The organism is Pseudarthrobacter sp. DSP2-3-2b1, from assembly GCF_049895945.1.
In the GTDB taxonomy this organism is placed as follows: domain Bacteria; phylum Actinomycetota; class Actinomycetes; order Actinomycetales; family Micrococcaceae; genus Arthrobacter.
This window is the reverse complement of sequence record NZ_JAFCTI010000003.1, coordinates 273,380-288,594: the sequence shown is the minus strand read 5'-3', so window position 1 is coordinate 288,594 and position 15,215 is coordinate 273,380. Positions and strand designations below refer to the sequence as shown.

At 62.7% G+C, this 15,215-nt stretch carries 12 protein-coding genes and 1 pseudogene; 4 read left to right on the top strand and 9 right to left on the bottom strand.

Translation table 11 applies throughout. The annotated features are described in order from the left end of the window. Window positions 1-14: 14 nt before the first annotated feature. The 3 genes from ACP7AX_RS06360 to ACP7AX_RS06350 are packed head-to-tail and all read right to left on the bottom strand — an operon-like array spanning window position 15 to window position 3,107. Window positions 15-884 (bottom strand): carbohydrate ABC transporter permease, encoded by an 870-nt coding sequence (locus ACP7AX_RS06360; protein ID WP_426225796.1) that lies wholly within the window; start codon window positions 882-884, stop codon window positions 15-17. Further along, window positions 877-1,833, bottom strand: a complete 957-nt coding sequence (locus ACP7AX_RS06355; protein ID WP_426225795.1) for a carbohydrate ABC transporter permease — start codon at window positions 1,831-1,833, stop codon at window positions 877-879. The genes ACP7AX_RS06360 and ACP7AX_RS06355 overlap by 8 nt, the downstream gene beginning before the upstream one ends. Next, window positions 1,830-3,107 (bottom strand): extracellular solute-binding protein, encoded by a 1,278-nt coding sequence (locus ACP7AX_RS06350; RefSeq protein WP_426225794.1) that lies wholly within the window; start codon window positions 3,105-3,107, stop codon window positions 1,830-1,832. The genes ACP7AX_RS06355 and ACP7AX_RS06350 overlap by 4 nt, the downstream gene beginning before the upstream one ends. Window positions 3,108-3,262: 155 nt before the next feature. Between ACP7AX_RS06350 and ACP7AX_RS06345 the strand changes: the two genes are divergently transcribed. Both ACP7AX_RS06345 and ACP7AX_RS06340 read left to right on the top strand, forming a co-directional pair. Beyond that, a complete protein-coding gene (locus ACP7AX_RS06345; RefSeq protein ID WP_426225793.1) occupies window positions 3,263-3,886 on the top strand; it encodes a DUF624 domain-containing protein in 624 nt (207 codons plus the stop codon). A 39-nt stretch (window positions 3,887-3,925) separates the two neighbouring features. Beyond that, window positions 3,926-4,975 (top strand): LacI family DNA-binding transcriptional regulator, encoded by a 1,050-nt coding sequence (locus ACP7AX_RS06340; RefSeq protein WP_426225792.1) that lies wholly within the window; start codon window positions 3,926-3,928, stop codon window positions 4,973-4,975. A gap of 861 nt (window positions 4,976-5,836) precedes the next feature. Here the strand turns inward: ACP7AX_RS06340 and ACP7AX_RS06335 are convergent. Continuing rightward, a complete protein-coding gene (locus tag ACP7AX_RS06335) occupies window positions 5,837-6,049 on the bottom strand; it encodes a hypothetical protein (RefSeq protein ID WP_426225791.1) in 213 nt (70 codons plus the stop codon). Window positions 6,050-6,228: 179 nt separating this feature from the next. After that, window positions 6,229-7,650, bottom strand: a complete 1,422-nt coding sequence (locus tag ACP7AX_RS06330; protein WP_426225790.1) for a sugar porter family MFS transporter — start codon at window positions 7,648-7,650, stop codon at window positions 6,229-6,231. A 456-nt stretch (window positions 7,651-8,106) separates the two neighbouring features. On the opposite strand from ACP7AX_RS06330, the pseudogene ACP7AX_RS06325 reads away from it, so the two are divergent. Together ACP7AX_RS06325 and iolB are read left to right on the top strand one after the other, a co-directional pair. Continuing rightward, a pseudogene (locus ACP7AX_RS06325) lies at window positions 8,107-8,546 on the top strand (GntR family transcriptional regulator). A 17-nt stretch (window positions 8,547-8,563) separates the two neighbouring features. Next, a complete protein-coding gene (gene iolB / locus ACP7AX_RS06320; RefSeq protein WP_426225789.1) occupies window positions 8,564-9,457 on the top strand; it encodes a 5-deoxy-glucuronate isomerase in 894 nt (297 codons plus the stop codon). 246 nt (window positions 9,458-9,703) lie between these two features. On the opposite strand, the gene ACP7AX_RS06315 is transcribed toward iolB, so the two are convergent. From ACP7AX_RS06315 to iolD, 4 genes are all read right to left on the bottom strand, one after another. Continuing rightward, window positions 9,704-10,579: a sugar phosphate isomerase/epimerase family protein gene (locus ACP7AX_RS06315; RefSeq protein ID WP_426225788.1), complete on the bottom strand. Its 876-nt coding sequence runs from the start codon at window positions 10,577-10,579 to the stop codon at window positions 9,704-9,706. Between the two features lie 72 nt (window positions 10,580-10,651). Continuing rightward, window positions 10,652-11,665 carry a Gfo/Idh/MocA family protein gene (locus ACP7AX_RS06310; RefSeq protein WP_426225787.1) on the bottom strand — a complete coding sequence of 338 codons (1,014 nt, stop codon included), beginning with the start codon at window positions 11,663-11,665 and terminating at the stop codon, window positions 10,652-10,654. A 27-nt stretch (window positions 11,666-11,692) separates the two neighbouring features. Beyond that, on the bottom strand, window positions 11,693-13,222 hold the full coding sequence (locus ACP7AX_RS06305) for a CoA-acylating methylmalonate-semialdehyde dehydrogenase (RefSeq protein WP_426225786.1): 1,530 nt from the start codon (window positions 13,220-13,222) through the stop codon (window positions 11,693-11,695). A gap of 62 nt (window positions 13,223-13,284) precedes the next feature. Then, window positions 13,285-15,213 (bottom strand): 3D-(3,5/4)-trihydroxycyclohexane-1,2-dione acylhydrolase (decyclizing), encoded by a 1,929-nt coding sequence (gene iolD / locus ACP7AX_RS06300; protein WP_426225837.1) that lies wholly within the window; start codon window positions 15,211-15,213, stop codon window positions 13,285-13,287. Window positions 15,214-15,215 lie beyond the last annotated feature (2 nt).

The window sequence follows — 15,215 nt, the reverse complement described above, 5'->3', positions numbered from 1 at the left end:
GGTCGTGAAGGGGGTCAGCCCTTGAGTCCTGCGCTGGCCATGCCTTCAACAAAGCGTTTCTGGGCAAAGATGAACAGGATGATCATGGGCAAAGTCGCGAGGGTGGCACCCGCCATCAGGTAGGGCCATTGCACGTTGAGCGGGTCCTGGGAGAAGATCGCCAGGCCGACCTGAAGCGGACGGAGCTCGTCGGAGTTTGTGACGATCAACGGCCAGAGGAAGCTGTTCCACGCCGCTTCTATTTGGAACACCCCGATGGTGACCAGAGCGGGTTTGACTAACGGAGTCATGATCCGGAAAAAAATTCCGAACTCACCGAGCCCGTCCACCCTGGCAGCATCTGCGAGTTCGGATGGGAGCGTCACGTAGAACTGACGGGCAAGGAACGTGTACAGCGGCGCGATGGCCAGCGGAATGATCAGTGCCCACCACGTGTTCAGCCAGCCGGTGCCGCCCATGCCGAAGATGTCGTTTCCGCCGAAGAGCGGGATTGACTTCACGAGCAGGAAGAGGGGAACGAGGATGATCTGGAAAGGGACCATCATCAGGGCAATGAAATAGTTCAGAATCCCCTTGGCGCCCCGGATGGGGGCCTTGGCCAACGCATATCCGGCCATCGTGCAGAAGACCAACGTCAGTGCGGTTTCCCCGACAGTCAGGATCAGGCTGTTCCAGAAGTAGCGCAGGAACGGTGCAGCGTTCATGGCTTCCGCAAAATTGGACCAATGGAACTCGCTGGGAAGCCATGAAAAGGTACTGACTTCGCCGGTCGATTTCAGCGCGGTGAGGATCATCCAGATAAACGGGCCGATCATCAGCACGCTGCCCAGAAGGAGCACAATGTAGAGGACCACGCGCCCCAGGGTGATCTGCTTCTTACGCATCCTGGTCCTTCCTTTGTGAACGACCGCCAAGGTAGATGAAGGCAGCGATAAGTACGAGCATGATGACCGTCTCGGCTGAGGCGTAGCCCAAGCGGAGGCCTTCGAATGCGTTGTTGTAGATGTCAAAGGTCAGAACGGTCGTGGAGTTGACGGGCCCGCCCTTGGTCATGACGAAGACAAGGTCAAAGACCTGGAACGTTTGGACGATCGCGGTGATCAGCACGAAGTAGTGCGCTGGGCCAAGCGCGGGCCAGACGACGTTGCGGAAAACCTGCCAGCGGTTCGCGCCGTCCAGGTTTGCTGCCTCCAGGAGTTCTTTGGACACGCCCTGCAGGGCGGCCAGATAGACGATCATCTTGGCACCAAGACCCTGCCAGATGCCTACCGCCATGAGCGCTGGCAGGGCAGTGGCCGGATCATTCAGCCATTCCGAGCGGGCCAGTCCGAAGAGGCTTCCTACGGCGTTAGCCAGGCCGGCGCTGGGGTGGTAGATCCAGAGCCAAACCGATGCCACAGCCACGGTGGCAGTGACTACGGGCAGGTAGTAGACCGTCCGGAAGAAGCCTAGCCCGCGAATCTTCTGGTTAAGACCCAGCGCGATGAGCAGGGCGAGCACCATGGAGAGCGGTACAACGACGATGGTGTAGACGATGGTGTTGCGCAATGCCGCTTGGAACCGGGTGTCCTGAACCAGCTCTACGTAGTTTTCCGCGCCGATCATTTGCCATGCCCCGGAGAAGTCATAGTTGGTGAAGCTGAGGAAGACAGCTGCAACCGCGGGGACGGCGAGGAAGAACGTGGAGTGCAACAGGGCCGGGGCCAGAAGCCACCAGCCGGCGCGGGACTGCTGGCGGGTCAGACGTGATCCGTCCCGCCCTGCGGGGCGCACGGCGCGGGTTTTTCGCGCTCCTGCCGCGCGCACCGCAGGTGTGTCTTTTAGTGTGCTCACTTTGACTGCTGCTCCAGAGCGGTCAGCGTTTCTTGTGCTGACTTCTTACCCAGCAGGGCGTCGTCGAGGCTCGTGCCGAAAGTTCCGCGCAGATCGAGCCAGTTGGCGGCGCCACCCTCGAACTTTGCGTCGCCGAGGTTGGCGGCGACGAATGTGCTGGCGGGGTTGGATTTGACTACCGCGGAGTCCGCGGCGTCTTTTCCTGCCGGAACGGCGAAGTTGAGCGTGGCCATGCCGGCTTCAGCCTCGGGCTTGCTCAGTTCCTGAATGAAGTCCCATGCCGCAGTCTTGAGCTTGCTGCTCTTTCCCACGGAAGCAAGCTGCCCGCCGGTGAACATCGAGCCTTCTTTGTCTTCGAGGTTGAAGTAGACCAAGTCATCACAGACGGCCTTGCCAACGCCCTTGTCCGAGCAGTCAATGTAACCGCCGGTGAAGCCCATGGCTGCCTCGCCGGTGTTGACCAGAGGCGACTTGGCGGCATTCTGCGCGCCATACTTCTGGACATTGTTCACCATGCTTGCCATCCACTCCAGCGTCTTCACTCCTTCAGACCCTGAGAATTCGGGGGTTCCATCGGTGCTGTAAAGGGGCTTCCCGAGCGAGCCGAGCAGGGCAACGAAGTCCTGCCGGTAACCACCAGGTGCGGCCCAGAAGTCGAAACCGGCCTGCGTGATGTTGCCCGCGCCGTCCTTGACCGTCAATTTCTCAGCGGCTTCCTTGATCTCAGCCATGGTTGTCGGAGGCTTGGCAGGATCAAGTCCCGCCTTCTCGAAGAGCGATTTGCGCAAAGCCAGCGGCTTCGGACCGGCGATCAGCGGAACGCCATAGACCTTGTCCTTGTACACAGCGGCCGGAACAAGAGCCGGGTTGGTGGATTCACCCAACGAGTCGGCTGTCGCCCCGAATGTGGACAAGTCTTCGAAAACGTTCTTCGCCGCGAAAGGCGGAACCCAGCCGATACCGGTCACCAGGACGTCATAGCCCTGGCCGCCGGCGATAGAGGTTGAAATCTTCTGGTTCAGGGTGTCAAAGGTGGCGAAGTCCGGTTCGACCGTCACCTTCGGATACTTGGCCTTGAAGGAGGCAACCACCTTTTCCAGCTCGGCCTTACCTTCGTTGCTTGCCGGGTAGCTGGGCACCAGCACCCGCAGGGTGCCTGTCACCTCAGCAGGGTCCGAAGCCGGGGCGCTGGCTGTTCCGCCCGAGCCGCAGGCCCCAACGGCCAGAGTGCCAGCAACGGCCAGCGCGAGAAAACCTGCACGACGACGTGCCATATCAATCCTCCTGAATCGGCCAACCACCATTGGAAGGCGCCTGCACCTACTGTATGATATCGATATCAGAGATGCAAGTCACAGCGCACCCGGGTTTTAGGATGGAACGGTCTGTGGCTCAGGTCCGCAATGTCGCTGCAAGAAATGGATGGACAATGGAACAGCATAAGCGCCGATCGCGGGGCGCCGCCGTGATGGCCGGCTTCGAAGTCGTGGGGGACGTGCTCCTGCTGCAGATACTGTTCCTTTTGGTTAGTCTGCCACTGCTAACCCTTGTCCCCGCGGCCATTGCACTGCAGCGCGCCCTTCGCAAGACTGTGATCGAGGATCGACCGGGTGTGACACGGGTGTTCTTCAGTGAGTTCCGGTGGGCCTGGACGCGAGTGGGGGTGTTAGGCATCTCTGTCCCGGTCTTCATGGCAGCTGCAGTTTTTTCCATCCTCTTCTGGCTCGCATCTCCGGGGGGCGTGGGCATCGTTGCCCTGTGCGTGATAATCCCGTTGTGTGGTGCCGTCGCCGCTGGCTATGTGGCGCTGCTCGCAGCAGCCATGGCTGCAGACGAAACCATCACCCGGCGGGGGCTGCTTGAGAACGCGCGCACTCTGGTGTTCACGCGGGCCCTTCCCCTGGCCGGTACCGTCATTGCCTTATGCACATGGCTGCTCTTGACATTCCGTTTGCCGACAGTGATCCCCATCGGAAGCGGCCTCGTCCCGGCATTCCTTGCCTGGCTTCTCGTCCGGAAGCAAATAGCGGCCCACAACGGTATTTCACGATAACGTTCGCAGGAGACATGAACTGAACCACGAGGACCTCCAATGAGAATTACCAAGGATTCCCGCCAGCCCGTCATCGCAGACGTCGCTCGCCTCGCCGGCGTTTCGGTGCCTACAGTCTCGCGGGTCCTGACAGGCAACATTCCGGTGAGCGAAGAAAAGCGGAAGCGCGTCCTGGCAGCCATCGAAGAGCTTGACTACCGTCCCAGTTCACTGGCCAGGGCCCTGAAAAGCGGCGAACGGACCATGATCGCCATCTTCGCCTCAAGCACGTCTGCGTATGGATATGCGTACACCCTGGCCGGAATCGAGGAGGTCGCCCAAGCGGCAGGATTCTCCATTGTCATCTCCGCTGTGAAGTCGCCGGCCGCTTCCGACGTGGCGGCGGCGTTGGAGGTTGCACTGCAGCAGCAGCTGGCCGGGATCATCGTCCTGGACTTCGACCCGTCGGCCGCGGAGGTCCTCAGGCAATTGCCCAAGAACATTCCTACGGTCGCGGCGTCCGGGTTCCCGACCGGGCAGCCGGGCTTCCCCTACGCCTTCATCGACGAGTACGCTGCCGGGCGCGCGGCAACAGAGCATCTGCTCGGGCTTGGACACCGGACCGTCCATCATCTGGGCCTGTATCCGCTGACACAGTTTTCTGGCCGATATCAAGGGTGGCATGATGCCCTGACACAAGCCGGCATCACGCCCCCGCCTGTACTGGAAGCTTCCCGCGCCCCGCGCTCAGGCTATGAACAGGGGCTCCGGATCGCAGCTGATCCCGAGATCACGGCTGTCTTCTGCTCGAACGACGGCCTGGCTGCCGCCGCCCTCAGAGCCTTGCTGGAGAAGGGAGTCCGGGTTCCGGAGGAAGTCTCCATCATCGGCTGGGACAACCAGCCGTTCAGTGAGTTCACCTGGCCTTCCCTTAGTACGGTCGCCCCGGACTTCAAAGATCTGGGCACCAGGGCCTTCGGCCTGCTACAGCAGCGCCTCTCCGGGGTGGAGACTGTTTCCGACTCCACCGCCGGCCCGGTTTTACTCGAACGGGAATCCACCGGCCCCGCTTCCCTCCGCCAAGGCCTGGACTCCGTGGTCTCAGGTTGACGCAAGGTCTACCGATGCAGCCGCAGCAGGCATCTCCAGGCGTACCGATCAGATCAGCCTTTGTTTCCGGTTGCGCAGTCGTGCTCCTCGTCATCCAGGCAGCACTCAAAATCCTTGGCCCCCTCACAAAACGATCTCGATAAGATGAAGTCGTGCAAGTGCGTGGCGAAGGATAATCTCTTAGGTCTTGTGCGCACACGCCGACCAAGGACCGGTAAGTACAATTGGTTTCCTTAGTCATCCGAGAGGCGGGTGAAGTCCAACTCTGGTTCAGACCAAACAGGATGATTACCTTCCTGCGACCACTGGAAGCGGAGCTTGAACTGCTAGATGCACCTTCAAGCGTGCGGTCCCTCCGGAAGCACTGTGTTGACGGCGAGAATCTTCACGAGACTCTGTCGCCCGTCGTGTTCACACAGGTCGCTGCTGCGTGGTGAGGGACACGATGTCGCAATACACGACGACGCCGATGAAGCACTGCGAGGACCCGCCAAATGGTCACGCCGACCTGATCTTCTGGTTCTGAACATCGGCAATCCTGAAGATGGAACTCCCACAGCCGGCGTGGCTTCAGCCCTGCTCGCATATCTAAAATGCAGGGCTACCACTCCTTGCCCTGCATTCCGGCGCCACCGCGTTCCCGCAAATGGCACCCCGGGGAAAACACCCTGGGCCGGCGATGGGTCCGGAGGCAAGCCTCCCACCCCGTCCAGGTTGCCGATACCTTCACACGAACCATGCGAAGACGCTGTACTTCAGCTGGTGAAACGGAAAGGCCCCGAGGCCTGAGAGCGTCGGGACCTTAGCGTCTGGCCTGGATGCGCCTTAGTCAAGCACGCTGTCCGGGAGACGGGCTCCTTGTCAGTGGACAATCTCGCGTGTGACACCGAAGGGAACCTTGTCGGACAGGGCGGCCGTGTACCTTCCAGGACTGTGCCGGGTAACCAGGATCCCGTGGGCTCCTGTGAGCATTGCAGCTTCCTGGAGGTCCTTCACCGCAGCGTCGAGTTGTTCCTCAAGGACGTTCCGGCTGGTTGCGTGGATATCGATGGCTGTAACTATTGCGGTCGGCATGATTGCCCTTTCTGTATTAGCCAGTGCTTCCCTATCGGTTGCCTGGTTCATGTTCTCGACTCGGACTTGGGATTTGTGCGGTGTTGGGTGCATGCCCGCAACAGTGCCGGGCACGCAGGCGCCCCGCGGGGAGGTTTTTGCGACAGGCGGGAACATCGTCGGCGACTTGCAGGCGTTGGTCAGGCAGTGGCCCGAACCGGGACTTCGTTGTGTACGCGGAAGTCGGACTCGAGCTCTTCGAGGGACCGGCCCTTTGTTTCGGGAACGAACTTCCACACGAAGCCGAGAGAGATCAGGTTGACTGCGACGAACAGGGCGAACGTTCCAGTGGAACCGAGCGTGCTGTTGACGATCGGGAAGGCGAAGGAAATGGCTGCGTTGACGGTCCAAAGGACGAAGACGGCGATACCCATCGCGAAGCCGCGGATGGCCATTGGGAAGATCTCCGAAAGGAGCAGCCACACGCAGGTGCCGATGAAGCATTGGACGAAGGCTACGAACAGCATCATCGCACCGAGGATCGTGTAGCTGACGAGATCAGACTGCGGAAGGAGGAAGACGATTGCCAGCAGGGCCTGGGAGCCGGCAACGCCTGAGAACCCGATGATGAGCATCTTGCGACGGCCCACAAAGCCCAGTAGCCAGATGCCCAGGATGGTGGTCAGCACGGAGGTGACGCCGACGCCGATGGTCGCCACCAGGGAAGCGCTGACCCCGAGCCCACTCTTTTCCAGGATCGTCGGGGCGTAGTAGTTCACAGTGTTGATGCCGGTAGCTTGCTGCACAGTGGCCAGGCCGATGCCGATCCAGAGAAGCTTGCGCATCCAGGGATTGGCCTTTAGATCTCGCCATACGTGACCGCGCTCTTTCTTGGCTGTTCCGGCGGACGCAACAATTTCGTTAAACTCTTTCTCAGCCTCTTCCGGGGTGCGGCTCAGGTCCAGGATGCGGCGGCTGTCGCTGAGGCGGTCGCGGATGGCGTACCAGCGCGGGGACTCGGGAAGCAACAGCATTCCGGCTAGCAATGCGAGGGCGGGAACCGAAGCGATGCCCAGCATAGTGCGCCAGACTTCCGTGTCCTGAATCAGGGCATCCAGAAGGGCATTGATGGCGAAGGCCAACATCTGGCCGGTGACGATCATGAGCTCGTTGATGGTCACCATCCGGCCGCGGAGGTGGGATGGGGCCATTTCGGCCAGGTACAGCGGGCAGGTAACGGCTGCGGCACCAACGCCCAGGCCGAGGATGACGCGGGCCAACACCATGAATTCGACTGTTGGTGCGATCGCGCAGCCTATGGCACCGACGAAGAAGAGCAGCGCGCAAACCAGCAGGGTGGAGCGGCGGCCCAGCCAGTCGGCGAGGCGTCCGCCGAGCAAAGCGCCGACTGCCGCACCGGGGAACAGGAGGGCACTGACCACAGTGGCTTCTTCCACCGCGTTCATGTCCAGGGAGTCGTTCATGTACAGCAGGGCGCCGGAGATCACGCCTGTGTCGTATCCGAACAATAGCCCGCCGAGGGTGGAAATAACTGTCAGCCGGGCCAGATACCCGCCGCGCTTGGAGCCGCCTTTGGCGCCCGAAGAAGTATGCAACGACATCGTTGCCTCTCTGATCGTGGGACAACCGCCCAGAGACGGTCGTATTCGGAAAGCCGCCCAGCTAGGACGGCCAGTCAACTTCCAGCGCGGCCAACCTTCACGGCAGGAGCAGTTCTGCAGCCTGGTCCAAACTGTTGGATGGATCACATTGGAGCGCTCTATTGACTATTAGAGGCTAATTACAGGGCTCATGTCAAGACATATGATCAAACTTGTCGGTAACGACTGCGGCCGTCATGTCACTGGTGATGTTCGTCCTATGCGGCCGCTAGCCAAAAACCCGTGGCCCCTTAGCGCTCTCCCTGCATTGGAGCGCGCTATACACCCTGTTCCACACATGCTTTTCCTGCTACTGTCGGTCGCAGGATATGTCCTAACAAACAGGGCAAACATAGGAGCAAGCAGGCGCGGACATCTGCTCGGCTGTGCTTCGTCCCAGGAACAAAGGAACGCACCGTGGCGAACGCCCTTGGTCTCAGCATCGACGGCTCCTCCCCCGTCCCGCTCTATCACCAGGTGGTACAGGGGATCGAGGCGGCAATCTTCAGCGGGGTACTGGAGCCCGGCAGCCGACTCGATAATGAAATCGACCTCGCGGCCCAGCTGAACCTTTCCCGGCCCACCATGCGCAAGGCCATGGATGAGGGATGCTCGCAGCCGAAGGCCTCTACGCCATCCTGCGCCGCGGCGGCGTCAACTTCCGGTTGGCCAACCAGCGCATCGGCGCAATGATCGCCAACGACTACCAGGCCAGCCTGCTCGACGCCCCGGCTGGCTCGGCCCCGGTCAACATGGAGCGCACGGCCACGGACGACTCCGGTCGCCGGGTGAAATCCGGCCACCACGTGTACCGCGCCGATTCCTGCAGCTTTGAAATGACACTCGTACAGCGCTAATGCAAGGAGCCAACTCCATGACCAACTGGGTCTATCCCCTCGGCACCGCCACTGACGGCAAGTGGGACGTTTCCCTCGGGACGTCCGATTCCGCCCTCGCTGTGGATGGGTGGGCATACACGGGACTGAAGGTGGCCACCCTCGCAGCAGGGGCCGACGTCGTGCTTCCCGCCGCCGGTGAGGAGCGCATCGTGGTGCCCCTTAATGGATCTTTCACGGTGACGGTGGACGGGGAGTCCTACGGGCTGAACGGCCGCGCCTCGGTTTTCTCCGGTCCCACCGACGTCTTGTACTCGGGAACCGGTAGGACGGTGACCATCAGTACTTCCGACGGCGGCCGGGTGGCCGTTGCCACCGCTCCGGCCAGCGCGTGGTACCCCACCCGGCTGGTGACGGCGGCGGAAACCCCTGTGGAGCTGCGCGGGGCGGGCAACTGCTCCCGCCAGGTCCACAACTTCGGCACGCCGGAAGCACTTGAAGCGGACCGGTTCATCGTGTGCGAGGTGCTCACACCGGCAGGCAACTGGTCCTCCTATCCCCCGCACAAGCACGACGAGGAAAAGGACGGCGAAACCCACCTCGAGGAAATCTATTACTTCGAGACTCGGGTGGCAGCCGGTTCCGCAGCGCCTGCCGACGCCGACGCCATCGGCTACCAGCGTGTGTACGCCTCTGACGAGCGTCCCATCGATGTCTCCGCCGAGGTCCGCACGGGCGACGTTGTCCTGGTGCCCTACGGCTGGCACGGGCCCGCCATGGCCGCACCCGGTTACGACCTGTACTACCTGAACGTCATGGCCGGCCCGGGGCCGGTCCGCGAGTGGCTGATCAGCGATGACCCGCATCACGGCTGGGTCCGACAGGGCTGGGACGGCCAGGACATCGACCCCCGGCTGCCGTTCGCCTCATAGGCCGTCGCGGCTTTGACAGCACTGCCGCCCTCCAAGGTGGCAGTGCTGTCAGCTGACTGAGGGTACACGCCACAAGCGGTCCGGTCTTGAGCCAAACTCCTCGGAGCGACATGACCGCGCACGGAGCCTTGCTGGAAGCAGCCCCGAGTCTCTTACAACTCAGGGCCAGGGATCAACCTGACTGTCCGGAGCGCCCTTTTGCGGTTTGCCGGAGTCTTGACGTGATGGCACGGTGGGCAGGGCGACTCATGCATTGACCTTCTGGACATACTGCTGCATGGTCTCCAGCTGGTAGCGGGAGATGTCCTCCGCGTTCTCGTCTTCAGCGAAGACGCTTGAGACCATGACGGTATCGTCCCGGTCAAGGAAGCCGATTTCTTTCAGGCCGCCGAAGAACTCGTCCCAGTTCACGTCGCCGTCGCCGATCTTCAGATGCTGGTGGACGCGGACCGGGTTCCCTGGCGGGTTGGTGATGTAGCGCAGCCCGTGTGAGGCGTGGTGGTTCATGGTGTCTGCCACGTGGACCAGGCGGAGCTTGTCCCCTGCGGCGCGCATGATGTCCAGCGGCTCGTTCTGCATGTGGAAGCTGTGCGAGGCAACGTAGACCAGGCCCACGTTCTTCGAGTTCAGGCCGCGTATCACGCGGATGGCGGCGAGCCCTTCCTCCACGAAGTCGTCCGGGTGCGGGTCGATCAGGAGGTCGATGCCCTCACGTTCGATGATCGGCAGCAACTCCTCCATCGAGCGGTAGAAGGCCCTTTCGGATTCCTCTGCTTTCTCCGGCCGGCCGCTGAACTCGGTGTTGATGGTGCCGACGCCGAGGTCCACGGCGATTTGGATGGCACGCTTCCAGTAGCGGACGGCCGCCTCTCGTGCGTCCTCGTCCGGGCCTGACCAGCGGAGCACCGGGAGGACAGAGGCGATTTCAATGCCGGCGTCCCGGCAGGCCTTGCTGAGCTGGCCCACCAGTTCATCGTCGGCCTTGGGGTGGTTGTAGAAGGGGATGAAGTCCGCGTGCGGGGTCATCTGCATGTACTTGTAGCCAAGGTCTGCAACCACTTTGGGGAACTCCAGCAGGCTGTGCGAGTGGTGGAACGGGGTGGGATCAAGCGCGATTTTCACGGGGAACACTCCAATGTGGCTATGTCAGGGAGACAGGGAAGGGGACGGATAACTCGATCCCCTTCCCGTGTCCTACTTGTAGAGGTCGGGCTTGGCGGCCAGCTTCACGGCCACCTTTTCGCCGTTCTTCTGCGCTTCGAGGCCGGCTTCGCAGCAGGCGGCGGTGGCGTAGCCGTCCCAGGCGGAGGGGCCGCCAAGTTCGCCTCGGAGTGCGGCGTCTGCCCAGGCCTGGATTTCAACGTCGTACGCCGCACCAAAACGCTCTTCAAAGCCGGGAGTGACGTTGCCACCCCAGCGGCCCGCGCTGCGGGTATAGGGGCCCTTGTCTCCGCCGATGCTGACGATGCCCTCTTCGAACGAGGCCTGGGTGGCCACCTCATAGCCGAACTTGGCGTTGACATAGATTTCAACGTCGGCCAGGACACCGGACTCGGTCTCGATCAGGACGTGCTGGGGGTCGTGCTGTCCAGCCGGGGCGTATCTGGTTGCCTTGCCCAGGCGAACCTGAACAGATGTGATTTCCTCGCCGGTGAAGAACCGGATGGCGTCGAATTCGTGCACCACCGAATCGTTGATCAGCATCTCGTTGGTGAAGGTGTCCGGAACACTGGGATTACGGTGCTGATGGTGCAGCATGAGCAGCTCACCCATTCCACCACTTCGGATGATTTCGCTCAACGCTGCGTATTCTGCATCAAAACGGCGCATGAAGCCGACCTGGATGAGCTTGTGGCCCAATTCAACCTCTGCCTGCACGATCCTCCAGGAGGACTCCGCGTCAGGGGTCAGCGGCTTTTCGCACAAGACGGGAATGTCCAAGGCAATCGCCTTGAGCAGGATGTCCTCGTGCAGGAATCCAGGGGTAGCAATCAGTACCGCATTGACATCGCCGTTGTTGAGCGCCTCGTCGGCATCGGCCAGTGCCACGGCGCCCGGGATGCCATCGATGGCGGCCCGGGCACGGGCCAGGTCAACGTCCACAACGGCGGCTACTTCGGCTCCGTGGATACGGGTGTGGAGCCGCTGGATGTGGTCAGCGCCCATGCGCCCGGCGCCGATGACGGCTACGCGAAGGGTTTCAGTCATTTTGCTTTCCTTAGGTTCGGGCCTGGGCTAGTTGGAGGGGAAGTTGTAGGAGGCGCCGGAGGCGTGGTGGGTTTCGGGCCAGCGGGAGGTGATGACTTTGCCGCGGGTGTAGAAGGAGACGCCTTCGGGGCCGTAGATGTGCTTGTCGCCGAAGAGGGATGCCTTCCAGCCTCCGAAGGAGTGGTAGGCCACCGGGACGGGAAGGGGCACGTTGATGCCGATCATGCCGACGGTGACGGAGCGCTGGAATTTACGGGCTGCGGCGCCGGAGGAGGTGAAGATGGCGGTGCCGTTGCCGTAGGGGTTGGCGTTGATCAGGCTGATGCCGTCTTCGAGGGTGTCGACGCGGACCACGACGAGGACGGGGCCGAAGATTTCCTCGGTGTAGGCGGTCATCCCGGTTTTGACGTGGTCGATGACGGTGGGGCCTACCCAGAAGCCGTCTTCGTGGCCGGGGACCACGAGGTCGCGGCCGTCCACCACCATCGCTGCTCCTGCGGTTTCGGCTTCGGTGACGATCCGGACGATGCGTTCCTTGGAGGCCGGGGTGATGACGGGGCCCATTTCGGCGTCGGGGGCGGTGCCGTTGTTGACCTTCACGGCGAGGGCGCGCTCTTCGACCTTCTTGACGATCAGGTCCGCGGCGTCCCCGACGGCGACGGCGACGGAGATGGCCATGCAGCGTTCCCCGGCGGAGCCGAATGCGGCGGCGGCGAGGTGGTCGGCGGCGTTGTCCAGGTCGGCGTCGGGCATCACGATGGCGTGGTTCTTCGCCCCGCCCAGGGCCTGGACGCGCTTGCCGTGCTTGGTGGCGGTTTCGTGGACGTACTGGGCGATCGGGGTGGAACCGACGAAGGAGATGCCGTCCACGTCCGGGTGGGTCAGCAGGCCTTCGACGGTTTCCTTGTCGCCGTGCAGGACCTGGAACACGCCGTCGGGCAGGCCTGCCTGCTTCCAGAGCTTGGCCAGCAGCATGGAGGCGGAGGGATCGCGTTCGGAGGGCTTGAGGATGAAGGCGTTGCCGGTGGCGATAGCCATCGGGGCCATCCACAGCGGCACCATGACCGGGAAGTTGAACGGGGTAATGCCGGCGACCACACCGAGCGGTTCGCGGAAGGAAAACACGTCGATGCCGGTGGAGACCTGGTCCGAGTAGTCGCCCTTGACCAGGGACGGGATGCCGCAGGCGTATTCGATGACTTCCAGGCCGCGGCCAATCTCGCCCTTCGCATCGGAAAGGACCTTGCCGTGCTCCGCGGTGATCAGGGCCGCGAGGTCGTCCACGTGGGCGGCGACCAGTTCGCGGAACTTGAACAGGACGGCAGTGCGCTTGGCCAGGGAAATATCGCCCCAGGAGTCCGCGGCCTTACGGGCCGCGGCCACCGTGGCGTCCAGGTCCGCCCGGTTGGCCAGGCGGAGCTCGCCGGAAACCTTGCCGGTCGCCGGGTTGTAGACGGGCTGGGTGCGGGTGCCCTCGCCGGCGGTTTCGGCGCCGTTGATGAAGTGGTTGATGGTGGTGGTCTGGGTGGGATTGGTCTGGGTGGTGGTGGCAGTCATGGGACTCTTCCTTGAGTAGGTGGAACGAAGTGTCTGTATGAAGTGGTTCGGCGTGGAGGTTCTCAGCCGAGGAATGTGCGCTGGCGGTTCTTGTGTTCAACGTAGGTCTGGAAGGCCTGCTTGGTGGACTCCAGTTCGGAGACCTCGGAGACGGGAACATCCCACCAGGATTCGGAGCTCGGGGCGTCCAGCAGCGGGTCTGATTCGACGTGGATCAGGATGGGGCCCCCGCGTTCCGGCGCGGCCTTGGCGTCGCGGATGGCCTGTTCGAGTTCGGCAATGACCTTCTCCCCCGGTTCGATCCGGATGACCTTCACGCCCAGGGACTCGGCGTTCAGGGCCAGGTCCACCGGGAGGGTCTCGCCCTCGTCGAAGCTGTGCTGCTCCTCGTTCAGGGCCCGGTACTGGGTCCCGAACCGCTGCGAACCGAGCATTTCCGAGAGCGAGCCAATGGAGGCGTAGCCGTGGTTCTGGATCAGGACCACGATCAGCTTGATGCGTTCGGCGACGGCGGTGACCAGTTCGGTGTGCATCATCAGGTAGGAGCCGTCCCCCACCATCACGACGACGTCGCGCTGGGTTCCGCCCCTTGCCGCCTCGGCCAGTGCCGCGCGCTTGACGCCGAGGCCGCCCGGGATCTCATAGCCCATGCAGGAGTAGGCATACTCCACGTGGTAGCCGAACGGGTCCCGGACCCGCCACATCTTGTGCAGGTCCCCGGGCAGGGAACCGGCGGCGCAGATCACGACGTCGGCCGCGTCCATGGCCCGGGACGTGGCGCCGATGATTTCGTTCTGCGCCGGCAACGGCGTGAACCGGGTGTCAAACGCTTCATCCACCGTGGCGTCCCAGCGCTTCTTCTCGGCCGCGACCTGCTGTTCCAGGTCAGCGCCCACTCGGTAGCCGCCGAGGGCCTTGTTGAGCTTAAGCAGGGCCTTGCGGGCGTCGGCCACGATCGGCAGCGAGGTGCCGTGCTTGTACGCATCGATGGCGGCGACGTTGATGTTGATGAACTTCACGTCCGGGTTCTGGAACGCGGTCCGGGAGGCGGTGGTGAAGTCCTCGTACCGGGTGCCGATCCCGATGATCAGGTCAGCCTCGGCAGCGATGGCATTCGCCGCCGTCGTGCCCGTGGACCCGATCGCGCCGAGGGAGAACATGTGGTCCCAGGGCAGGACACCGACGCCTGCCTGCGTGTTGCCCACCGGGATCCCGGTCAGCTCAGCGAAAGCGGCGAGTTCATCGTTCGCGAAGGCATACAGGACACCGCCGCCGGCAATGATCAACGGGCGCTTCGCCGCGCGGATCGCGGCCGCGGCGCGGGCGATATCGTCGTCGTCGGCGTCCGGGCGCCGGATCCGCCACTCACGCTCCGCCAGGAACTCCTCCGGGACATCAAAGGCCTCGGCCTGGACATCCTGCGGCAGCGAGATGGTCACCGCACCGGTTTCGGCCGGGTCAGTCAGGACGCGCAAGCCGTGATGGAACGTGGAGAACAGCTGCTCGGGCCGGTTGACCCGGTCGAAGAACTTGGACAACGGCCGGAACGCGTCATTGACCGTGATGTCGTAGGCGTAGGGCTGCTCGAGCTGCTGCAGCACGGGATCCGCAGCGCGGGTAGCGAACGTATCCGACGGCAGCAGCAACACGGGGAGCCGATTGGTGGTGGCCAGTGCGGCACCTGTCAACAGGTTCGAGGAACCCGGCCCGATCGAGGTACTGATCGCGAAGGTCTGCCGGCGGCGGGTGTGCCGGGCGTACCCCACCGCCTGGTGTACCTGTGCTTGCTCGTTCCGGCCCTGGTAGTAGGGCATGATGGCAGGGTCCAGCTGCTGGTACTGCTTCAGTGCCTGGCCCACACCGGCAACGTTGCCGTGCCCGAAGATACCGAAAGTGCCCGGGATGAGCCGCTCCCGGTACTGAACACCACCGATCGAATCAACGGTGTACTGCTTGGAAAGGTATTCGACGACGGCCTGCGCCACCGTCATTC